At 35.1% G+C, this 18,393-nt stretch carries 11 protein-coding genes; 5 read left to right on the top strand and 6 right to left on the bottom strand.

Translation table 11 applies throughout. From position 1 onward, the window contains the following. Positions 1–19: 19 nt before the first annotated feature. The 3 genes from pepF to KF816_04370 all read right to left on the bottom strand — a co-directional run bounded on the left by pepF (position 20) and on the right by KF816_04370 (position 4,846). Positions 20–1,894 (bottom strand): oligoendopeptidase F, encoded by a 1,875-nt coding sequence (pepF, locus tag KF816_04380; GenBank protein MBX3007249.1) that lies wholly within the window; start codon positions 1,892–1,894, stop codon positions 20–22. A gap of 118 nt (positions 1,895–2,012) precedes the next feature. Continuing rightward, the gene (locus KF816_04375; protein ID MBX3007248.1) at positions 2,013–3,971 is read right to left on the bottom strand and encodes an oligopeptide transporter, OPT family; all 1,959 of its coding nucleotides are present in this window, start codon (positions 3,969–3,971) and stop codon (positions 2,013–2,015) included. A 47-nt stretch (positions 3,972–4,018) separates the two neighbouring features. Continuing rightward, on the bottom strand, positions 4,019–4,846 hold the full coding sequence (locus KF816_04370) for a hypothetical protein (GenBank protein MBX3007247.1): 828 nt from the start codon (positions 4,844–4,846) through the stop codon (positions 4,019–4,021). 137 nt (positions 4,847–4,983) lie between these two features. On the opposite strand from KF816_04370, the gene KF816_04365 reads away from it, so the two are divergent. Together KF816_04365 and KF816_04360 are read left to right on the top strand one after the other, a co-directional pair. Continuing rightward, positions 4,984–5,568 (top strand): D-sedoheptulose 7-phosphate isomerase, encoded by a 585-nt coding sequence (locus KF816_04365; protein MBX3007246.1) that lies wholly within the window; start codon positions 4,984–4,986, stop codon positions 5,566–5,568. 99 nt (positions 5,569–5,667) lie between these two features. Then, positions 5,668–7,842, top strand: a complete 2,175-nt coding sequence (locus KF816_04360; protein MBX3007245.1) for an RNA-binding transcriptional accessory protein — start codon at positions 5,668–5,670, stop codon at positions 7,840–7,842. Between the two features lie 200 nt (positions 7,843–8,042). Here the strand turns inward: KF816_04360 and KF816_04355 are convergent, their stop codons facing one another. Next, entirely contained in the window at positions 8,043–8,627 is a 585-nt protein-coding gene (locus KF816_04355) for a transposase (GenBank protein MBX3007244.1), read from the bottom strand. A gap of 159 nt (positions 8,628–8,786) precedes the next feature. Between KF816_04355 and KF816_04350 the strand changes: the two genes are divergently transcribed. From KF816_04350 to KF816_04340, 3 genes are all read left to right on the top strand, one after another. After that, the gene (locus KF816_04350; GenBank protein MBX3007243.1) at positions 8,787–11,042 is read left to right on the top strand and encodes an aconitate hydratase; all 2,256 of its coding nucleotides are present in this window, start codon (positions 8,787–8,789) and stop codon (positions 11,040–11,042) included. Positions 11,043–13,421: 2,379 nt separating this feature from the next. Then, positions 13,422–13,955, top strand: coding sequence for a T9SS type A sorting domain-containing protein (locus KF816_04345; GenBank protein MBX3007242.1), 534 nt, complete (start codon positions 13,422–13,424; stop codon positions 13,953–13,955). A gap of 722 nt (positions 13,956–14,677) precedes the next feature. Further along, positions 14,678–15,313, top strand: a complete 636-nt coding sequence (locus KF816_04340; protein ID MBX3007241.1) for a T9SS type A sorting domain-containing protein — start codon at positions 14,678–14,680, stop codon at positions 15,311–15,313. Between the two features lie 133 nt (positions 15,314–15,446). Here KF816_04340 and KF816_04335 read toward each other — a convergent pair whose 3' ends face one another. Together KF816_04335 and KF816_04330 are read right to left on the bottom strand one after the other, a co-directional pair. After that, a complete protein-coding gene (locus tag KF816_04335) occupies positions 15,447–16,904 on the bottom strand; it encodes a sigma-54-dependent Fis family transcriptional regulator (GenBank protein ID MBX3007240.1) in 1,458 nt (485 codons plus the stop codon). A gap of 3 nt (positions 16,905–16,907) precedes the next feature. Then, on the bottom strand, positions 16,908–18,392 hold the full coding sequence (locus KF816_04330) for an ATP-binding protein (protein MBX3007239.1): 1,485 nt from the start codon (positions 18,390–18,392) through the stop codon (positions 16,908–16,910). Position 18,393: the final 1 nt, after the last annotated feature.

Here is an 18,393-nt window from a genome sequence, read left to right as displayed (position 1 = left end):
ACAATCGCAACTATTAAAACTATTTCTTCAAAATTTCCTCAATCTGATCCATAACACTATTCATTTTAGCCATTGCTAAATCAAACGCTTCGGATGAAAGTGGATCTATTCCCGCCTTTTTAATTAACTCTATTGGATATTCAGAACTGCCGCCATTTAGAATATTGTAAAATTTATCAACTGCGGGCTGTCCATCATCAATAATCTTTTTAGCCAGTGCTGTAGCATAAATTAAAGAAGTTGAGTATTGATAAACATAATAGGTATAATTTACAAAGTGAGGTATATATGCCCATTCATAAGCAATATATTCGGGGACATCACAGACTCCTAAATCATTACCATAATATTTTTTAGTAATATCGTAATATATTTTACTCATATCCTCACCGGTTAGTGGTTCTCCGGACTCTATTTTTTTGTGAACTTCCCATTCAAACTCAGCGAAGGAAGTCTGACGGAATATGGTAGTTCTCATTAAATCCAAGTATGAACCCAATAAAAATAATTTTTCATCATCCGATTTTACATTTTTAAGCATATGGTGATTTAGTAGATTTTCATTTATTGTAGATGCAATTTCCGCGACAAATATCGAGTAATTTGAATTGACAAATGGCTGATTCTTATTTGAGAAATAGCTATGCATTGTATGCCCCAATTCGTGAGCCAAAGTTGAAACCGATTCATAATCATCTGTCCAATTCATTAATATATATGGGTGATAATCGTATGCCGCACCTGAAGAATATGCCCCGCTTCTTTTTCCTTTGCTTGGATAGTAATCAATCCATCTATCAGTAAATGATTTTTGAAGTGTAGTAACATATTCTTTTCCGAGAGGCTCAAAAACTTTTAATAAAAGATTCTGCCCCTCTTCAACTGTAAATTTCATATCAACAGATTTAACAAGAGGAGTATACAAATCAAAATAGCTTAACTTTTCTACTCCAAGCATTTTCTCTTTTAATTTCAGAAATCTATGAAGAGTCGGAAGATTTTTATTTATTTGATTGATCAGATTCTCATAAACGGATACCGGAATATTATCTGAGTTCAGCGAACTTTGAAGTACTGAATTATAATTCCTGTTCTTTGCATAAAAATTATCGGCGTGAAGTTTTGCTACATAATTAGCGCCAATTGTATTTTGAAATTGTTTATAGTTTTCAAAAGTGGATTTCATCACCAATTCCCTATCAGCACGATTAGGCACCGTACGGTATTTAGTGTAAGCCGAAGATGTAAGTTCAACCTCTTCTCCTGTACTCAACTTTACTTTTGAATTTGGCTTTTCAGCATTATCAAAGATGCTATAAACTTCAGATGAAGCGGATGTAATTAAGCCTGCACTCGCGAGAATTTGCTCCTCTCGCTGGGTAAGAGTATGAGGTTTCATTCTTATAATTTCATTAATAAAAACCTTGAACTCGCCAAGCTCACTTTTACTCTTATAAAAAGAATCGAGCTTTTCCTCAGGTATCTTTTGAATTTCCGGATTCAGAAAAGAAAGCGCTTCACTAAACTTAGTTCCTAATGTACTTGCCTGCTGATTTAATGACTGATTGGCGCTTATTCTCAAATCCTCATCGGCTGTTCTAAAAGCATAATCAGATAGTTTATAAAACATTTTGTACGTATCGAAATATAACCGAAGCGCGCTAAATAACTCGTAGGCACTATTACTCAACCGCCCATTATAAGTCTTAAGAATTTCAATATTGGCTTCAATGTTGGATTTATCATTGTTCCATTCATCCAAAGATTTGTAGAGAATGGAATTATCCCATTTATATTTTTCCGGGATGTCGCCTCTATCTAAATTTTGCGAATAACTAAAAGTTGTCATTATAATTACCAGTGTTATTGAATAAAATAGTCTTATTAATTTCATAACAAAAAAATTCCTTAAAATGTTTATTTATCGAATATATTTCAAAAAAGAAGAGTCACATATTTTTGATAAAAATGTGACTCCCAATCATCATCAGAATTAACAATAGATTAAAATATTAATCTTCTTTTTTTGCTCTCATCGAATCCCAAATTGTATAAACACACAATAGCGAGAACATAATAAATGCAAGAATTTCTGCCATATTAGATTCAGCCCATTCAGCATTATACCAATCATATCCTCCCGATTTAATAATTACCGATACTACTCCCATTAATGCGCCACCGGCAATAAATCCCGATGCGATTAAAGTACCTCTCTCCTTACGGGCATTATTTAGTTTTTCATCTTTCGATCTTGTTGAAACATAATGTGAAATTAATCCGCCAACTAATAAAGGGGTATTTAACTCTTGCGGCAGATACATTCCCAGCGCGAAAGCCAAAGGTGAAACATTTACCATTAATAAAATCAATGATATAAAAGCGCCAGCTATGTAAAGGACCCAGGGTGCGGGTTGATTCGACATTAACGGTTGAATTACGGCGGCCATTGCATTTGCTTGTGGCGCCGGTAATCGTGAACCAGAAAATCCATATATTTCATTAAGAAGAGTGATAATCCAAACCACAGTTGCCGCCGATACAATTGTCCCAACAAATTTCCATGTCTCCTGTTTGTATGGTGAAGAACCAATCCAATAACCTACTTTTAGATCGGTTACAAAAGCTCCAGCTACGGACAATGCAGTACAAACCACTCCCCCTATTAATAATGCTGAAACCATTCCGGCCGGACCGGTTAAACCGACTGATACTAAAATTATGGAAGATAATATCAGGGTCATCAAAGTCATTCCAGAAACCGGATTATTGCCTGTAATTGCTATTGCGTTTGCGGCAACAGTAGTAAATAAGAATGAAATTATCATCACAACTAAAAGACCGACAAGCGCGTGCAGTATATTATCAACGACTCCGAATAAGAAAAAGATGAATGTTACTATGGCAACGGCTAGTAAGCCAAAAATAACAATCTTCATCGATAAATCTTTTTGTGTTCTGTCATCGGTATCTGATTTTTCCTTTTTACCCCCAATTTCATTAAATGCGAGCGATACTGCTGATTTAATAATTTTTGATGACCTTATAATCCCAATAAATCCAGCCATCGCAATTCCACCAATACCAATGTGACGAACATAATTTCTAAAAATTTGTTCCGCCGACATATCTTTTAAAAGCGTAGTGGCATTTCCAATCGGCACTAAAATAAACTCACCCAGATAGGCGAATAGCGGAACTAAAGCAAACCAGGATAAAAATGATCCGGCGGCAATAATAAGAGCATATTTTAATCCTATGATATAACCCAATCCCGTAACTGCGGCACCAACATTTAATCGGAACTCAAGTTTAAATTTATCTGCAAGATTACTCCCTACCTCTATTACCTTTGATGTAAATAACTCACTCCAAGTGCCAAATGTTGCTATTATGAAATCATAGATTCCACCAATTACTCCGCTGATTACAAGAACGAATGCTTGATTGCCCCCTTTTTCTCCGGCAACTAATATTTCAGTAGTAGCAGTACCTTCCGGGAATGGCAGTTTTCCATGCATGTCGGCAACAAAATATTTTCTAAACGGGATTAAAAATAAGATTCCAAGATATCCTCCCAACAGAGAAGCAATAAACATTTGCATAAAACTAACTTCTAGCCCAAGTATATACATTGCAGGTAATGTAAAAATTGCTCCCGCAACAACAGAACCCGAGGTTGAACCGATAGATTGAATAATCACGTTTTCGCCAAGACTAAATCTCTTTCTGAATTTAGCTAAACCTACTGCAATAATTGCAATTGGAATTGCAGCTTCAAATACCTGCCCAACTCTTAATCCCAAGTATGCGGCTGCGGCAGAAAAAATTACCGCCATTACTAATCCCCACATCACAGACCATAATGTAACTTCTGGATATATTTTATCTGGATTCATAATCGGGATATATTTCTCTCCCGGTTTTAATTCTGAATAAGCATTGTGCGGCAATCCGCTTTGGTTTGGCATTTCATGAGAGCTCATTCACTATCTCCTTTTGAGAATAATTTTCAAAATTATTTTTGTATCTGCTGCTCGGTTTGCTCTGACTTGCTGTAATCATGTTCGGAGCCAAGAACGCTATGAGGTATAAGATAAACAATGAACATTATTAAGGCGGCCACCAAAATCCATTTTATTGGCTTTGCCGATCTCTTCAACATAAACATTGCTATTAGCCAAGCAATCATTGCAATTAAAGTTTTATTATCAGTTAAATCATAACCAAAAGGGAACCCGGTCCAGAACGCGCCGAATGCATAATATTGCATTATGGGGCCTAGAATAAATCCTCCCACAAATAAAATTCCGATGGTCCAATATGTATAAAACTTTAACCTTGGGGTTTTACTGAAATACTCGAATGCCGCGCGGGAGGCAAATAACATTGATAAAAACATTGCTAGTACATGAGGGATTAATATCCAGGTCGGCACATCCCCCTTAAATCTTATAACTACATCATTCTGTTCGGGGATATTAATAATTTCTCCATTTTTTACAACTTGCACATAATACTCCAATTTCCCTGCCGGCGGCTGCTTGGGTAAAAAAGCCACTAATGTATCTTTACCGCTCATTTTTATTGAATTATACTCAGCATCAAATTTATATCTTCTCCAAAATAGATTAGCGGTTACAGATGTATCTTTTACAACAATTGATACTTTACAATCACTTGTAATACTATGACTTCTTTCGAATTTATAGGGGATTTCATTTTCATCAATTTGAAATTTACCACCCAGCGGATAAGTAGGACCAGTCATTCTTTGATACACAGCGGAAGATATAGTAATTAATAAGGCGAGAAGCCAGAAAAGAAAGCTTTTGGTTTTCGTCATAAATACCTATTTTTTTAAAAATTTTACGCAACATAGGAAATGTTGACCTTTTGAACAATTCCTTTTTATTAAAAGAGAATTGCGGCTACTATCAGATAAAAGTTTTTTATTTTGTACTTATAAAATTTGAGGAAAATATGATTAATAAAGAAAAATTCTTTTCAGATTCGCTAAAAGAAAGTGCCGAAGTTAAAATTTTAATAGAACAAAAATGTAAAGTTGAAACCATGCAGGCTGTAAAAATGCTTTATGACGCTTTCCGATCTTCAAACAAATTACTGCTCTGCGGCAATGGAGGTAGCGCCGCGGATTGTCAACATATTGCCACAGAATTTGTGATAAGATTAAGTCATCACCTACAAAGACCCGCATTGCCGGCGTTGGCATTAACTACAGACACCTCAAATTTAACGGCGGGAGGCAATGATATCGGCTGGGAAAATGTATTTGCCCGTAGCGTTGAAGCTTTCGGAAATAAAGGAGATGTGCTACTAGCAATTTCAACTAGCGGTAACTCCCCAAATGTAATAAAAGCAGTCGAAATGGCTCATAATAAGGGAATGAAAGTTATTGCACTTCTTGGCGGTACAGGGGGTAAACTTAAAGAATTAGCTGATTTAAATATCATTATTCCCTCAACCAACACTCAAAGAATCCAGGAAGGACACATAACTATCGCACACATTATTTGCGAATTAGTTGAAGTTGAGTTGTACGGTTAATTTTATAAATCTTTGATATATATAAAACATTGGCACATTTTCAAGTGGATATTTTCCAATCATTCTACTTGATTTGCACTTCCAAAAATTTCAGGAAATATAATGAACATCCCACTAGTTATTGCAAAAGAATTAAATATTCAGGAAAGACAAGTAAATTCAGTTATAAATTTATTTGAGGAGGGAGCAACAGTCCCATTTATTGCACGCTACCGAAAAGAGCATACCGGCGGTTTAGATGAAGATTTTCTTAGAATTATTGAGGAAAGATTACAATATCTCACAATCCTGCAAGCTAGAAAAGAAACAGTTCTAAAAAGTATTGAGGAACAGGGAAAACTTACGGATGAACTAAAAGAAAAAATTTTAGCCGCGGAAAAACTTCAGGAAGTTGAAGATTTATATCTTCCCTATAAACCAAAAAGAAAAACAAGAGGCACTATCGCTAAAGCAAAAGGACTTGAACCTTTGGCTCTATTCATTATTAATAACCCTAACTTTGATGGAATTTTTGAGGAGGTGCTTCAACAATATATTAATGAAGAATTAGGAGTTTTAACTATTGAAGAAGCGCTAGCGGGTGCTAAAGATATAATTGCTGAAATGATTAGTGAAAGTGCTGAAGTTAGGCAGTTAACTCGTGATTTCCTTTATTACGATGCAATTATTTCATCGGTTAAAGTCGAAACTAAAAAGGAAAAGGAGAAAGATAAAACCAAGAAAGATGTTTATGAAACATATCACAGTTTTTCAGCTCCGGTCAATAAAATTAAAGAGTATCAAACTCTTGCAATAAATAGAGGTGAACTCGAGGGATTCCTTAAAATTAGTTTCAGCTTCGATAAACAATTAGTCTTGCCTAAAATTTATGATGAATATTTTGCTTTCACCGAATCCTTTTTTGATGATATTTTGGAAGATGTAGTTGATGATTCATTTACAAGATTAGTCTTTCTTTCCATTGAACGAGAAATTAGGAATTTACTAACTGAGCAGGCAGATTTGCACGCCATCGAAATTTTTGCTGGGAATCTGCGACAACTATTACTTCAATCTCCAATTAGCAATAAAATAATTTTAGGAATTGATCCGGGATTTGTGTCTGGCTCAAAACTAGCTGTAATCGATTCTACAGGAAAATATGTCGAGGGAAAAACAATTTATCCTCATCCTCCCCAAAATAGAGTTGAAGAGGCCAAAAATGTATTATTGGAGTTAATAAATAAATACAATGTTAATTTAATTGCGATTGGCAACGGCACTGCAAGCAGAGAGACAGAGCTTTTAATTGCCGATCTAATTAAATCGAATAAGCTTAAATGCCATTATTTAATTGTTAGTGAAGCGGGCGCGTCTGTTTATTCCGCTAGCGAAGTTGCCAAATCTGAATTCCCCGATCTGGAGGCAAGCCAAAGAGGAAATATTTCAATTGCGCGAAGAGTATTAGACCCATTAGCTGAACTCGTTAAAATTGATCCCAAATCAATTGGTGTTGGTTTGTATCAACATGATGTTGATCAAAAGTTACTCAATAAAAAATTGGATGATGTGGTGGTTAGCTGCGTTAACTATGTTGGTGTTGATGTAAATACCGCTTCTGCTTCCCTTCTTACTTATGTCTCCGGCTTAAATAAACGAATCGCGAGCAATGTAATTCGTTATAGAGAAAAAATTGGAAAGTTCTCAAATCGAAAGCAACTTATGGAAGTAACCGGAATGGGAGAAAAAGCATTTGAGCAATGCGCGGGTTTTTTGAAAATAAGAGATGGTGAGAATCCTTTAGATAATACATTTATTCATCCCGAATCTTATGATGCTACAGAAAAGCTTTTAAAATTGTGCGACTTGAGCTCTTCCTATATAAACGAAAAAGGTAATCTTGTTGAATTATTTGTTAAAAGTAAAAGTGTAAATAAAGTAGCAAAGGAAATTGGTATTGGTGAACCAACGCTTGAGGATATTCTTGAAAACTTGAAAAAGCCGGGGCGTGATCCTCGTGAAGAGATGCCCAAGCCAATTTTACGAAGTGATGTATTAAAAATTGAAGATTTAACCGAGGGAATGAAATTAAAAGGGACAGTAAGAAATGTAGTTGATTTCGGCGCATTTGTTGACATTGGAGTTAAGCAGGATGGACTTTTGCACATTTCCCAAATCGCGAATAAATTTGTGAAAAATCCCATGGAGATATTGAAAGTCGGTGATATAATTGATGTTACAGTAATAAAGATTGATATCCCCAAACAGCGCATTTCATTAAGTTTGATTATGTAGCAGGGTCGACGTCCCGTCGACCGGATGTGCGATTGTACACCAGTAATATTTGAAAATGTTTTTTGGACGACGTCCCGTCGATCGTAATTACGATTATACACCAGCAATATTTGATAATGTTTTTTCGACGTCCCGTCGACCGGATGTGTGATTGTACAACCAACCATATTTGATGATGTTTAAATGCAGCAGGATCGAGGTTACCTCGACCCTGCTGCATTTATTGAATACGCATTGTTCCGTATATATTTTCTGACGTTATGTAATTCATTTTCATTGCGGATTATATTGTCATGAAATGACCTTTGCCATATTTTTTCCCCTTCACAATGAAATGCTTCGTTAATTTGTTTGGTCGATTGGTATTTGAAATATGCGATAATCTGGCTTAATGTAAAATGCTTGGTTTTTGGAATTTGATTTGTTTTTACATTGGGTTGTGTTTTATCAATCTGTTGTGTTTCATTAATTTTTTGTGTTGTAATAATTGGTTCTGTTTCAACAGTTGGTTGAGGGGATCTCAACCCTGCGGGACCGGTAATTATTATGATTGCATGAAAATGGTTTGGCATTATTATGAATTCATCTAATTCAACATTTGTAAAATGTTCTGTAATATTTATAAAACACTCTTTAACAATTTCTCCTTTCTTATTCAATATTACATTTCCACTTTCTATTTTGCCAAATATTTTTTGTTTATTCAAAACACATATTGTAACAAAATAAAAATTCTGGGATGAATAATCGAAACCTTTGAGACGCATTCTTTTGCGGACTTTCATATCTACCCCCAATTTGTAAATTGAACCTATGTAATTCTATAATATTTTTCAATCAATGTTGCGTAGGGCGAAGTCCCGTCAACCTCTACCCTACATTAAAGGAAAAATCCCTCATTTTTTTTATCTTTGCACACGTAATAATTTATTAGGGATATAAAAATGACAGCAAATTTCGATATGATACAAAAAGTCTATGCAGGACTTATAGATAAAATTAATGAAGCCCGTAAAGTTGTTGGACGACCATTAACCTATACTGAAAAAATTCTATACGCTCACCTTTGGGATCCGGCTAAAAAGGAATTAAGCAGAGGAAAAGATTTCGCCGATTTCGCTCCGGATAGAGTTGCAATGCAGGATGCAACCGCACAAATGGCAATGCTTCAATTTATGCATGCCGGGAGAAAAACTGCCGCCGTGCCGGCAACTGCCCACGCCGACCATTTAATTGTTGCTCAGAGCGGTTCTAAAGAAGATCTCGAAAAAGCAATTGAGGATAATAGAGAAGTTTATGATTTTCTCGAAAGTATTTGCCAGAAATATGGAGTAGGTTTTTGGAAACCGGGCGCCGGAATAATTCACCAGGTTATATTGGAAAATTATGCCTTCCCTGGTGGAATGATGATTGGATCTGATTCTCATACCCCAAACGCGGGTGGACTTGGAATGATTGCCATTGGAGTTGGCGGCGCTGATGTTGTTGATGTTATGGCGGGTATGCCCTGGGAATTAAAATGGCCTAAAGTCATTGGTGTTAAATTAACCGGGAAACTTTCCGGTTGGACTTCCCCAAAAGATGTTATTCTTAAAGTTGCTGGAATTCTTACAGTTAAAGGAGGCACTGGTGCTATTGTTGAATATTTTGGTGAGGGTACTAAATCAATTTCGTGTACAGGTAAAGCAACTATATGTAATATGGGAGCCGAAGTGGGAGCTACTACTTCTCTGTTTCCTTTCGATGAAAAGATGGCCGCATATCTTGAAAAGACCGATAGAGCCGATGTGGCTAAAATAGCTACTGAATTGGCCGGTGTGTTAAAAGCTGATGATGAAGTTTATGCTGATCCGCAAAAATATTATGATCAAATAATAGAAATAAATTTGAATGAGCTTGAACCACATTTGAATGGTCCATTCACCCCCGATTTAGCTCATCCAATTTCTAAAATGAAAGAAGCTGTAGTTGCTAATAATTATCCCGATAAAATCAGTGTAGCGCTAATTGGCAGTTGTACAAATTCAAGCTATGAAGATATTGACCGATCGGCTAATATCGCAAAGCAGGCATTATCAAAAGGATTAAAAGCAAAATCAGAATTTAAAATTACTCCCGGATCAGAGCAGGTTCGTGCAACTATCGAACGTGACGGACAACTTCAAACATTAACAGATTTTGGCGGACAAGTATTGGCTAACGCTTGCGGACCATGTATTGGTATGTGGAAAAGAATGGATATTAAAATTGGTGAAAGAAATACTATTGTAAATTCATTCAACAGAAATTTTGCGAAACGAAATGATAATAATCCCGAAACTCTTTCATTTGTCGCCAGTCCGGAAATTACCACTGCCCTGGCAATTGCGGGAAGTTTATCCTTTAATCCCGAGACTGACTATTTAACAAATGATAAAGGGGAAAAAGTAAAACTTGATTCACCATTTGGAGATGAGCTTCCTCTGCTTGGATTTGAAAAAGACACTAAAGGATTTTTGGCTCCATCGGAAGAGGGATATAAAACTGAAATAAAAATGCCGCCCGCAAGTGATAGATTGCAGTTTATGGAGCAATTTAAAGCATGGGATGGAAAAGATATTATTGACGCTCCCCTACTTTTAAAAGCGAAAGGAAAGTGCACAACAGATCATATTTCTCCTGCAGGCGCATGGTTAAAATTCCGTGGACATCTGGATAATATTTCGAAAAATATGTTCCTCGGGGCTATAAACGCGTTTACTTTAAATGCGGGGGAAGCTAAAAATTTATTTACCGCAGAATACAAGCAAGTGCATGAAGTTGCCCGTGAATATAAAGCGCAAAATATTGGATGGGTTGTTGTGGGTGATGAAAATTATGGAGAAGGTTCATCGCGTGAACACGCCGCAATGGAACCAAGATTCCTTGGCGGTAAAGCTATTATAACAAAATCATTCGCGCGTATTCATGAAACAAATTTAAAAAAACAGGGCATGCTTCCATTAACTTTTGCCAATCCTTCCGATTATGATAAAATATTGGAAGATGATAAATTTTCGATTCTGGGATTGAATGAGTTTGCCCCCGAGAAACCAATTAAAGCGATAATTAAACATAAAGATGGTTCTAGTGATGAAATACTGCTCAATCATTCATTTAACGCAGGACAAATTGAATGGTTCAAAGCAGGCGGCGCGTTAAATTTGATTGCGGCCAGTTAAAAAACTGTTAAAAAGGTTTTTCAATTATAATTGAGCAAGGGTACAAGGGTAGTTAAGAAAGTAATACCAACTGTAAAGGAAAAACAGTATAAGTTAATCTGCCATTTCGAAAAGAGCATAAGTCAATACCCACTGCGAAAAGAAATACTCAACTCACCAAGGAGGGCTGATAAAATATCCGCCTTTCTTCCCTAAACTCATACAAATCATATTTTCATTTTTTGTAGTGCACTCTCCTTTCCGTTGATTTTAAAGAGCTTATTTAAGATTTTAATTATGCAATTATCAATATTTTGATAGTCACATCAATTTTGAAAAATACTGGGGATCATAGATATGTTCAAATCTGCTTTAGCGTTACTAGTATTAATTCCTATCGTTATTCAATCTCAGTGGATTAAACAGTCAAATCATAATGCCGGAATTCATTTCATCGATAAAAATCACGGTTGGGCTAGTTCATCATCTGGAGAATTGTACAAAACAGTTAATGGTGGGATAAACTGGGAAAATATTGTGGTTCCCAAAGGATTATCAAATCTGCATTTCATTGATCAGAATTTTGGTTTCGCCACTTCTCATTACTATGAAGGACCTCCATACAATAGGTATGTTGCCCGAATCTTTAAATCTACAGATGGAGGGTATTCGTGGGTAAAAACGAGGGAAAGTTTATCCTACTCCGGCCAAGTAAAAAGTATAAAAATGATTGATAAAAATACAATTTGGGCATGTTACGATACTTTATTTAAAAGTACTAATGGCGGTTTGACATGGGAGAAAAAATTCTGGAATGACGGTGCTATTAAGGAAGTATATTTTTTAAATATGCAAAAAGGATTTCTTTTAACAAGAACTGGGAATTATTATACTACTTCGGATGGAGGTGAGAATTGGGAATCTCAAAATAGCACGAAGCTTTACTCAATAGATTTTATATCAGAAAAAATTGGTTTTGCTTATTATTATGGAACTACATTAAAAACTATTGATGGGGGAGCAACTTGGGAAAAATTATATTCAACTAACTATGGATGGAGTAAAAAAATCAGATTCTTCAACGAATCTGAAGGATTAATTCAAATAGAGAATTTCTTTTATAAAACTCGAAACGGAGGTAAAGATTGGGTGGAGTTAAAACCTCCTGCAGGAAGTAGCTATCTTGAAATATTTGAAGCTGTGGACATGAACAACATTTGGATTACAACTGCCAATGGAATTTATAAGAAAGATACAACAATCAATTTAAAAATAATATCACCTAACAGAGGCGAAACTCTTTATTCAAATTATCAATATGAGATCCGATGGGGTTATTTAAATTTGGAGGGGCATTATGCAAAATTAGAATACTCAACTGATCAAGGTAATACATGGAACTTAATTTCAGACTCTGTGAAAATTGAAACAGAAAAGTTTTTATGGCAAATTCCTAACATACCTAGCTCCGAAAAGTGTTTGATTAAAATTTCCGAACTCGCAAAGGGATATCAGGATATAAGTGATTCTCTTTTTTCTATTATACAGGATACAAGGAAAATTTCAATAACATCGCCAAAGGCGGGGGAGGTTTATAGGAATAATTTACCAATCAAAATTACCTGGGATTCCAATTATGAACCAGGAAGATTGTACTTAAAGTTTACCTATCCTGGGGCACTTACTTATATAGTAACTGACTCAAGTAGATTTATAGAAATGCTACCAGATGAATCCTTTGATGTAACCACTCAAGTAAATATCTGGGATCCCAAATCTCCTCATATTTATGCCTTTTCAGACGAATTCAGAATTAAATGGCCGCCTAGATTATATACATCAACTTCTCTTGCATATAGAATATTGGCCACTGGAAGTACTTTCCCAATAAAAATTCTATCTACAAATGTTGAAAAGATAAAAATGGATTATTCAATAGATGGAGGGACAAAATGGTTTTTAGTTGACAATCAAATTAAAGCTGATTCTAATAAGCAATTATATATCGACTTTAATTGGATAGTACCAAATACACCTTCAAAAAATTGTCGTATAAAACTATCAAGTGTTGATGATTCTACTGTCTCTTTTATTTCAGCTATTTTTGAAATTACAGGCAATGAAACAATCGGAAAGTTTCCTTTAGAAATTGGAAACAAGTGGTTTTACAAATATTGGTACTCTCAAAGCGAAACTGAACGATTAGAGGGAATTCAAGCTATATGGGAGGTAATTGACACAGTAAAATTAGATGATAATAAAAATTATGCGTTAGTTATAATTAGACGTCGGGCTGATCAAAATTCATTCTTGTTTTCTACTGTTGATACTTGCTACATAAGACAAGAAAATAGTAATGTTACAATTCGCAACCCTGATCCTAGTATATTTTCTCCCTCAATGAATTTTAATTTCAGCTTTTTTGATTTTACAAGTACAAATGGCCAAAAATCCTTTAGGATCGGTGACGATTACTCAGCACATACCGTAATGGATAGTATAGGATTTACAACATATAATTGGCGGCGATCAAGACATGGTTACGGAGGCTTTGCTAGTAACTTGTCAGGTTATATTTTTAATGGAAAGATTTATGGTGAAATTTTAACAAATTATATTGTTGGAGTTGAACAAGATATTGAATTGCCAACAAAATATTCTCTTTCCCAAAACTACCCCAATCCTTTTAATCCAACGACAACAATTAAATATTCCATTCCCATTGTAGAGACGCGCTATGGCGCGTCTCCAATTGTTTTGTTAAAAATTTACGATGTGCTGGGCAGAGAAATTGCCACACTTGTGAACGAAGAAAAAGCCCCGGGTAATTATGAAGTGGTTTTTAATGGAGCCAATTTGCCGAGCGGGATTTATTTTTACAAAATGAGTTGCGGTAATTTCTCAGAAACAAAAAAGCTGGTTTTGATGAAATGAATTAATTGTCATGCTTCGATCCGTTAGCTAACGGACTTAGCATGACGGGGTGGATTTAGTTTTACAAATTCCAAGTCAGGTTTTTAATATAAGGGTTAACAATGAAAACTATTCTTTATTCAGTATTACTACTGAGTGCAATTATTTCAAACTTGAATGCCCAAAACGATAGCATCGTGTTATGGACAAAGATAATATTTCCAACAACTTCTCCGTTGACTAAGGTTTTTTTCGACCCAAATGGCGGGCTCATTGCTTCCACAGAGTATGCTCACTATCGATCAACAAACGGAGGTAAGAACTGGGTGTTTATGAATAATGAATGGAAAGGTAGTTTTTTATTCATCACCCCAAATAACGAAATTATATCTTATGGTGAATCACATGGTTTCGATGGTAGGGATTTATTTTACTCAAAGGATTATGGGCACACGTGGAATTCCATGAATTATCATAAATCATATGGATCTGAAATAGAAAGTATTTTTTATAATCATAATAATAACGGTATCTACATAAATTGGTATAATTATTACTCCAATAATTATTGGACTAATTTAACTACCAACCTTGGATTAAGCTGGACAACATTAGAACGTTATGCCGGTGATATGTTATTAGTCTCAGATAACTTAATACTGAACGATAGATTTGAATTTTCATCAGATAATGCACTGACTTGGATTAAAAAAACTAATCCATTTGATAATTCGGAAATTTACATGCTTGATTGGGCTATTGATAGAAATAAAAATATTTACATAGCTGCTTCGACGGGTGTTTACAAGGCAAATTATGAGCTGTGGGATTGGAGTATTATCTGGCAGACTGATGGATTAACTAATATAGCCATAAGAAATGATCAAGTTTATGTAGGATTCTACGATAATGAAAAGTTTTCTAAACGTGGCGTTTATAAACTTGATAATGATTCAAACGAATGGATAAATGTGAATGAAGGTCTTGATGATTTCAAAATTGAAAAATTATTTTTTGACGCCTATGGTTATTTATATTTAAAAACACATACTCAACTATTCAGAAAAGGAGATATAAGTTCTCTCCTAATCCCAGAATCGTTTTCTCTTTCCCAAAACTATCCTAATCCGTTTAATCCAACGACAACAATTAAATATTCAATCCCCTTTGTAGAGACGCGCTATAGCGCGTCTCCAATTGTTTTGTTAAAAATTTACGATGTGCTAGGCAGCGAAATTGCAACACTTGTGAACGAAGAAAAAGCCCCGGGTAATTATGAAGTGGTTTTTAATGGAGCCAATTTGCCGAGCGGGATTTATTTTTACAAAATGAGTTGCGGTAATTTCTCAGAAACAAAAAAGCTGGTTTTGATGAAATGAATTAATTGTCATGCTTCGATCCGTTAGCTAACGGACTCAGCATGACGGAGTGGATTTACAGATTATTAGTGTCATGTTGAGTTTATCGAAACATGACACTTACTTCTAACCTCTTGCTTTTTACATCTCGCAGTTATTTTAATCCCAATTCTTTACACATACGGTAAAAATTAGAGGGTGCCAAGCCAAGTTTTTCCGCGGCATTGGAGTCCGAAGAGGAAATACTTCTCACATACTTAAAATATTTTACACGGAACACCTTCTCCATCTCTTTAAGCGGTAATACCTGTCCCATAAACGATTCCTCAAAATTTGTTTCATCCTTCATTACAACATGATTTCTCAAAATCATTGGATTACTGATATCTTTTGCGGTTATAATTCCGGAACAATTTAAAACTAATCTCTGCGCAACATTTCTTAATTCCCTAACATTTCCGGGCCATTTATAATGAAGAAGAATTTCTTTTGCCTCATCATCAACCTCCGGTATATTCATGCCCATATCTTGACTGAAGAAATCCAGGAAGTGGTTAAATAATAAAATAATATCATCTCCACGCTGGCGGAGCGGTACTAAATCCATAGGAACTACATTCAACCGATAGTACAAATCTTCACGGAACAATCCTTCACTAACATGATTCGCAAGATTTTTATTTGTCGCGGCAAGAATTCTAACATTAACATTAATTTTTTCCGTTCTACCTATTTTTTCAATTTCCCCTTCCTGAATAACGCGAAGTAGTTTAACCTGAGCGGCTAATGGTAGTTCAGCAACCTCATCAAGAAATAAAGTTCCATTATGCGCAACTTCAAACAATCCCGCCTTTTTTGTATTTGCCCCGGTGAAAGCTCCCTTTTCATAACCAAACAATTCGCTCTCAATTAATTCCCCGGGAATACTGCCGCAGTTGATCGGAACAAAATTTTCGTAACGGCGCTTACTTTTTAAATGAATATTCCAAGCGACTAATTCCTTTCCGGTGCCGGAGGGTCCATTAATTAAAATATTCACATCACTTTTAGCGTAGCGTTCAATACTCTCTTTTAATATTTCCATTGGCTTGGATTCACCAATGATCCTTTTCGATTCAAGAATATTTTCAATATTCTGTTTTAATTTTTTATCGGATCGGAGTTTAAGTTTTTCGAGCTTCTTTTTTTGATTGGCATTAAAAATAGAAAGTATAAAATCGGTCGGTTGATAGATATATTCCTCAATATTTCCCGGGTATTTTGTGCAGTACCAGAATGCCCCCGCTTTGAGAAGATTATTAGCGAAATTATAATCGGTTATGTTTATAGTCATTTTAGTAATTACAATAATCTGCAGGAAAGGGTCGGAATCTTTAATTTTTCCAATTAATTCTTCACCTCGCAACCCGCCCGAAATTTGATAATCTAAAATTACTACATCATACTTATCAGGATGTTTTTGCACCAGTTCCAGTGCGGCTCTGCCATTCGAAACTATATCTCCAATCTTTATTCTTTTATCGTAATAAGAGATAGTATTCTTCACTCTTCTTACATCAAAATCTTCATCTTCAACCAGCAGGATATTGATAAATTCATCTTTCAAAGTAATTCCTCAACGATTTTTTATTGTAATTGTAAATTTACAGCCTCCCTCTTCGGGATTTTCAGCATCCAAAATCCAGCCGCATCTTCCAACAGCCATCTGATATGCAATATAACAACCATATCCCGAATGAATACCATACTGCTTTGCGGTCGATTCACTTTCAAGAAATATTTTTTTGATTTTATTCTCATTAAATTCAAGCAATCCGGGACTAATACCCACGCCATTATCAGAAATAAATATATATGAAGTGTTTGAAGCCTTATCATATCTGGTTTGTATCTTAATATTCAACGAACTTTTCTGACCATGATCAATACTGTTTTGTATCAACGGCTCAAGAATTTCCCATATTACAAATTCATTAACATTTACGAATGGAAGCGACTCATCTAAATCCATCCGGAATTCAAACATTTCATTCTTGCTTGATATCCTGAGAAAAATATTATCAATCACAAATCCAATCACTTTGTTAATATCGGTACGGAACATAGGATTAATAATTGTATTAATTGCCTGATCGTACCATTTCATATCATAAATTATTCGTGATATAAAATTAGAATATGTAATAACCCTATTTTTAATCTCATCTAAATTATCACTCGTCATTTTCCTCACATCTTCCTTTATGAATCCCATAATTTTTTCTGCTTTGTGATGAGTATGATAAATTCTTTTGGTAAATAGTGATTCCTTTTCGAGCTGAATTTCCTTTTTTAAGTTTTCTTCATGTTCCGAATATAATTTCTTTTGGGCTTCATCTCTATCTTTAACAGCTTGAAGCGAAACTAAAAATATTCCCAATAAACCAAAGAACATAAGTGTAATATAAATGAGTGATATTTTATCAAAATTAGAACCAACTTCTTCGGTTAGAGATTTGAAGTCGGGTGTAATTCGCATGTACAATACACCCAGATACTCACCGTCTGGCACAAAAGGAACAAGAATATTGAAAGTTCTCTGATTCTCAAATTCACTTTGAATTACTTCATCGGATCTAATTATATCTTTAACAGAAGTAAATAATTGTATAATCTCGGAATTATTTTCTCCATTTGGATCGGCAGGATTAAGTTCATTCGCAAAATAATCGTACATCTCCTGCCCTGTTTTGATTATGTAGATTTTATTCTTTCTCATTAAGATAAGTCTGATATCCTCAACACTTTTTTGGAGAAGCTGTTGACGGAACAACACATTAAAAGAATTAATAATGTTGCGGCTGTCGAGCTGGTGGTTGGATCGATCCATAAATAAATTTTGAAAGAGAAGTTCCATACTGGTTGAGGTTAATATCGCCACACGCTCGGCACTATCTTTTTTATACCATTCTTGCGTTTCAAATAGGAAATCGGTAACAATTGATTTTTGCACAAGTGCCAGCACAATTTGAAATATGATAAGTATAGTGATGAATATGGCAATATGCTTAATCTCAAAACGGTAATCCGAAATCTTTTTTTTTATACGATGTGTTTTCACA

This window comes from Melioribacteraceae bacterium (assembly GCA_019638015.1).
GTDB lineage: Bacteria > Bacteroidota > Ignavibacteria > Ignavibacteriales > Melioribacteraceae > JAHBUP01.
Note: the sequence above shows the minus strand (reverse complement) of the source record. Positions and strands in the feature narration are given on the sequence as shown.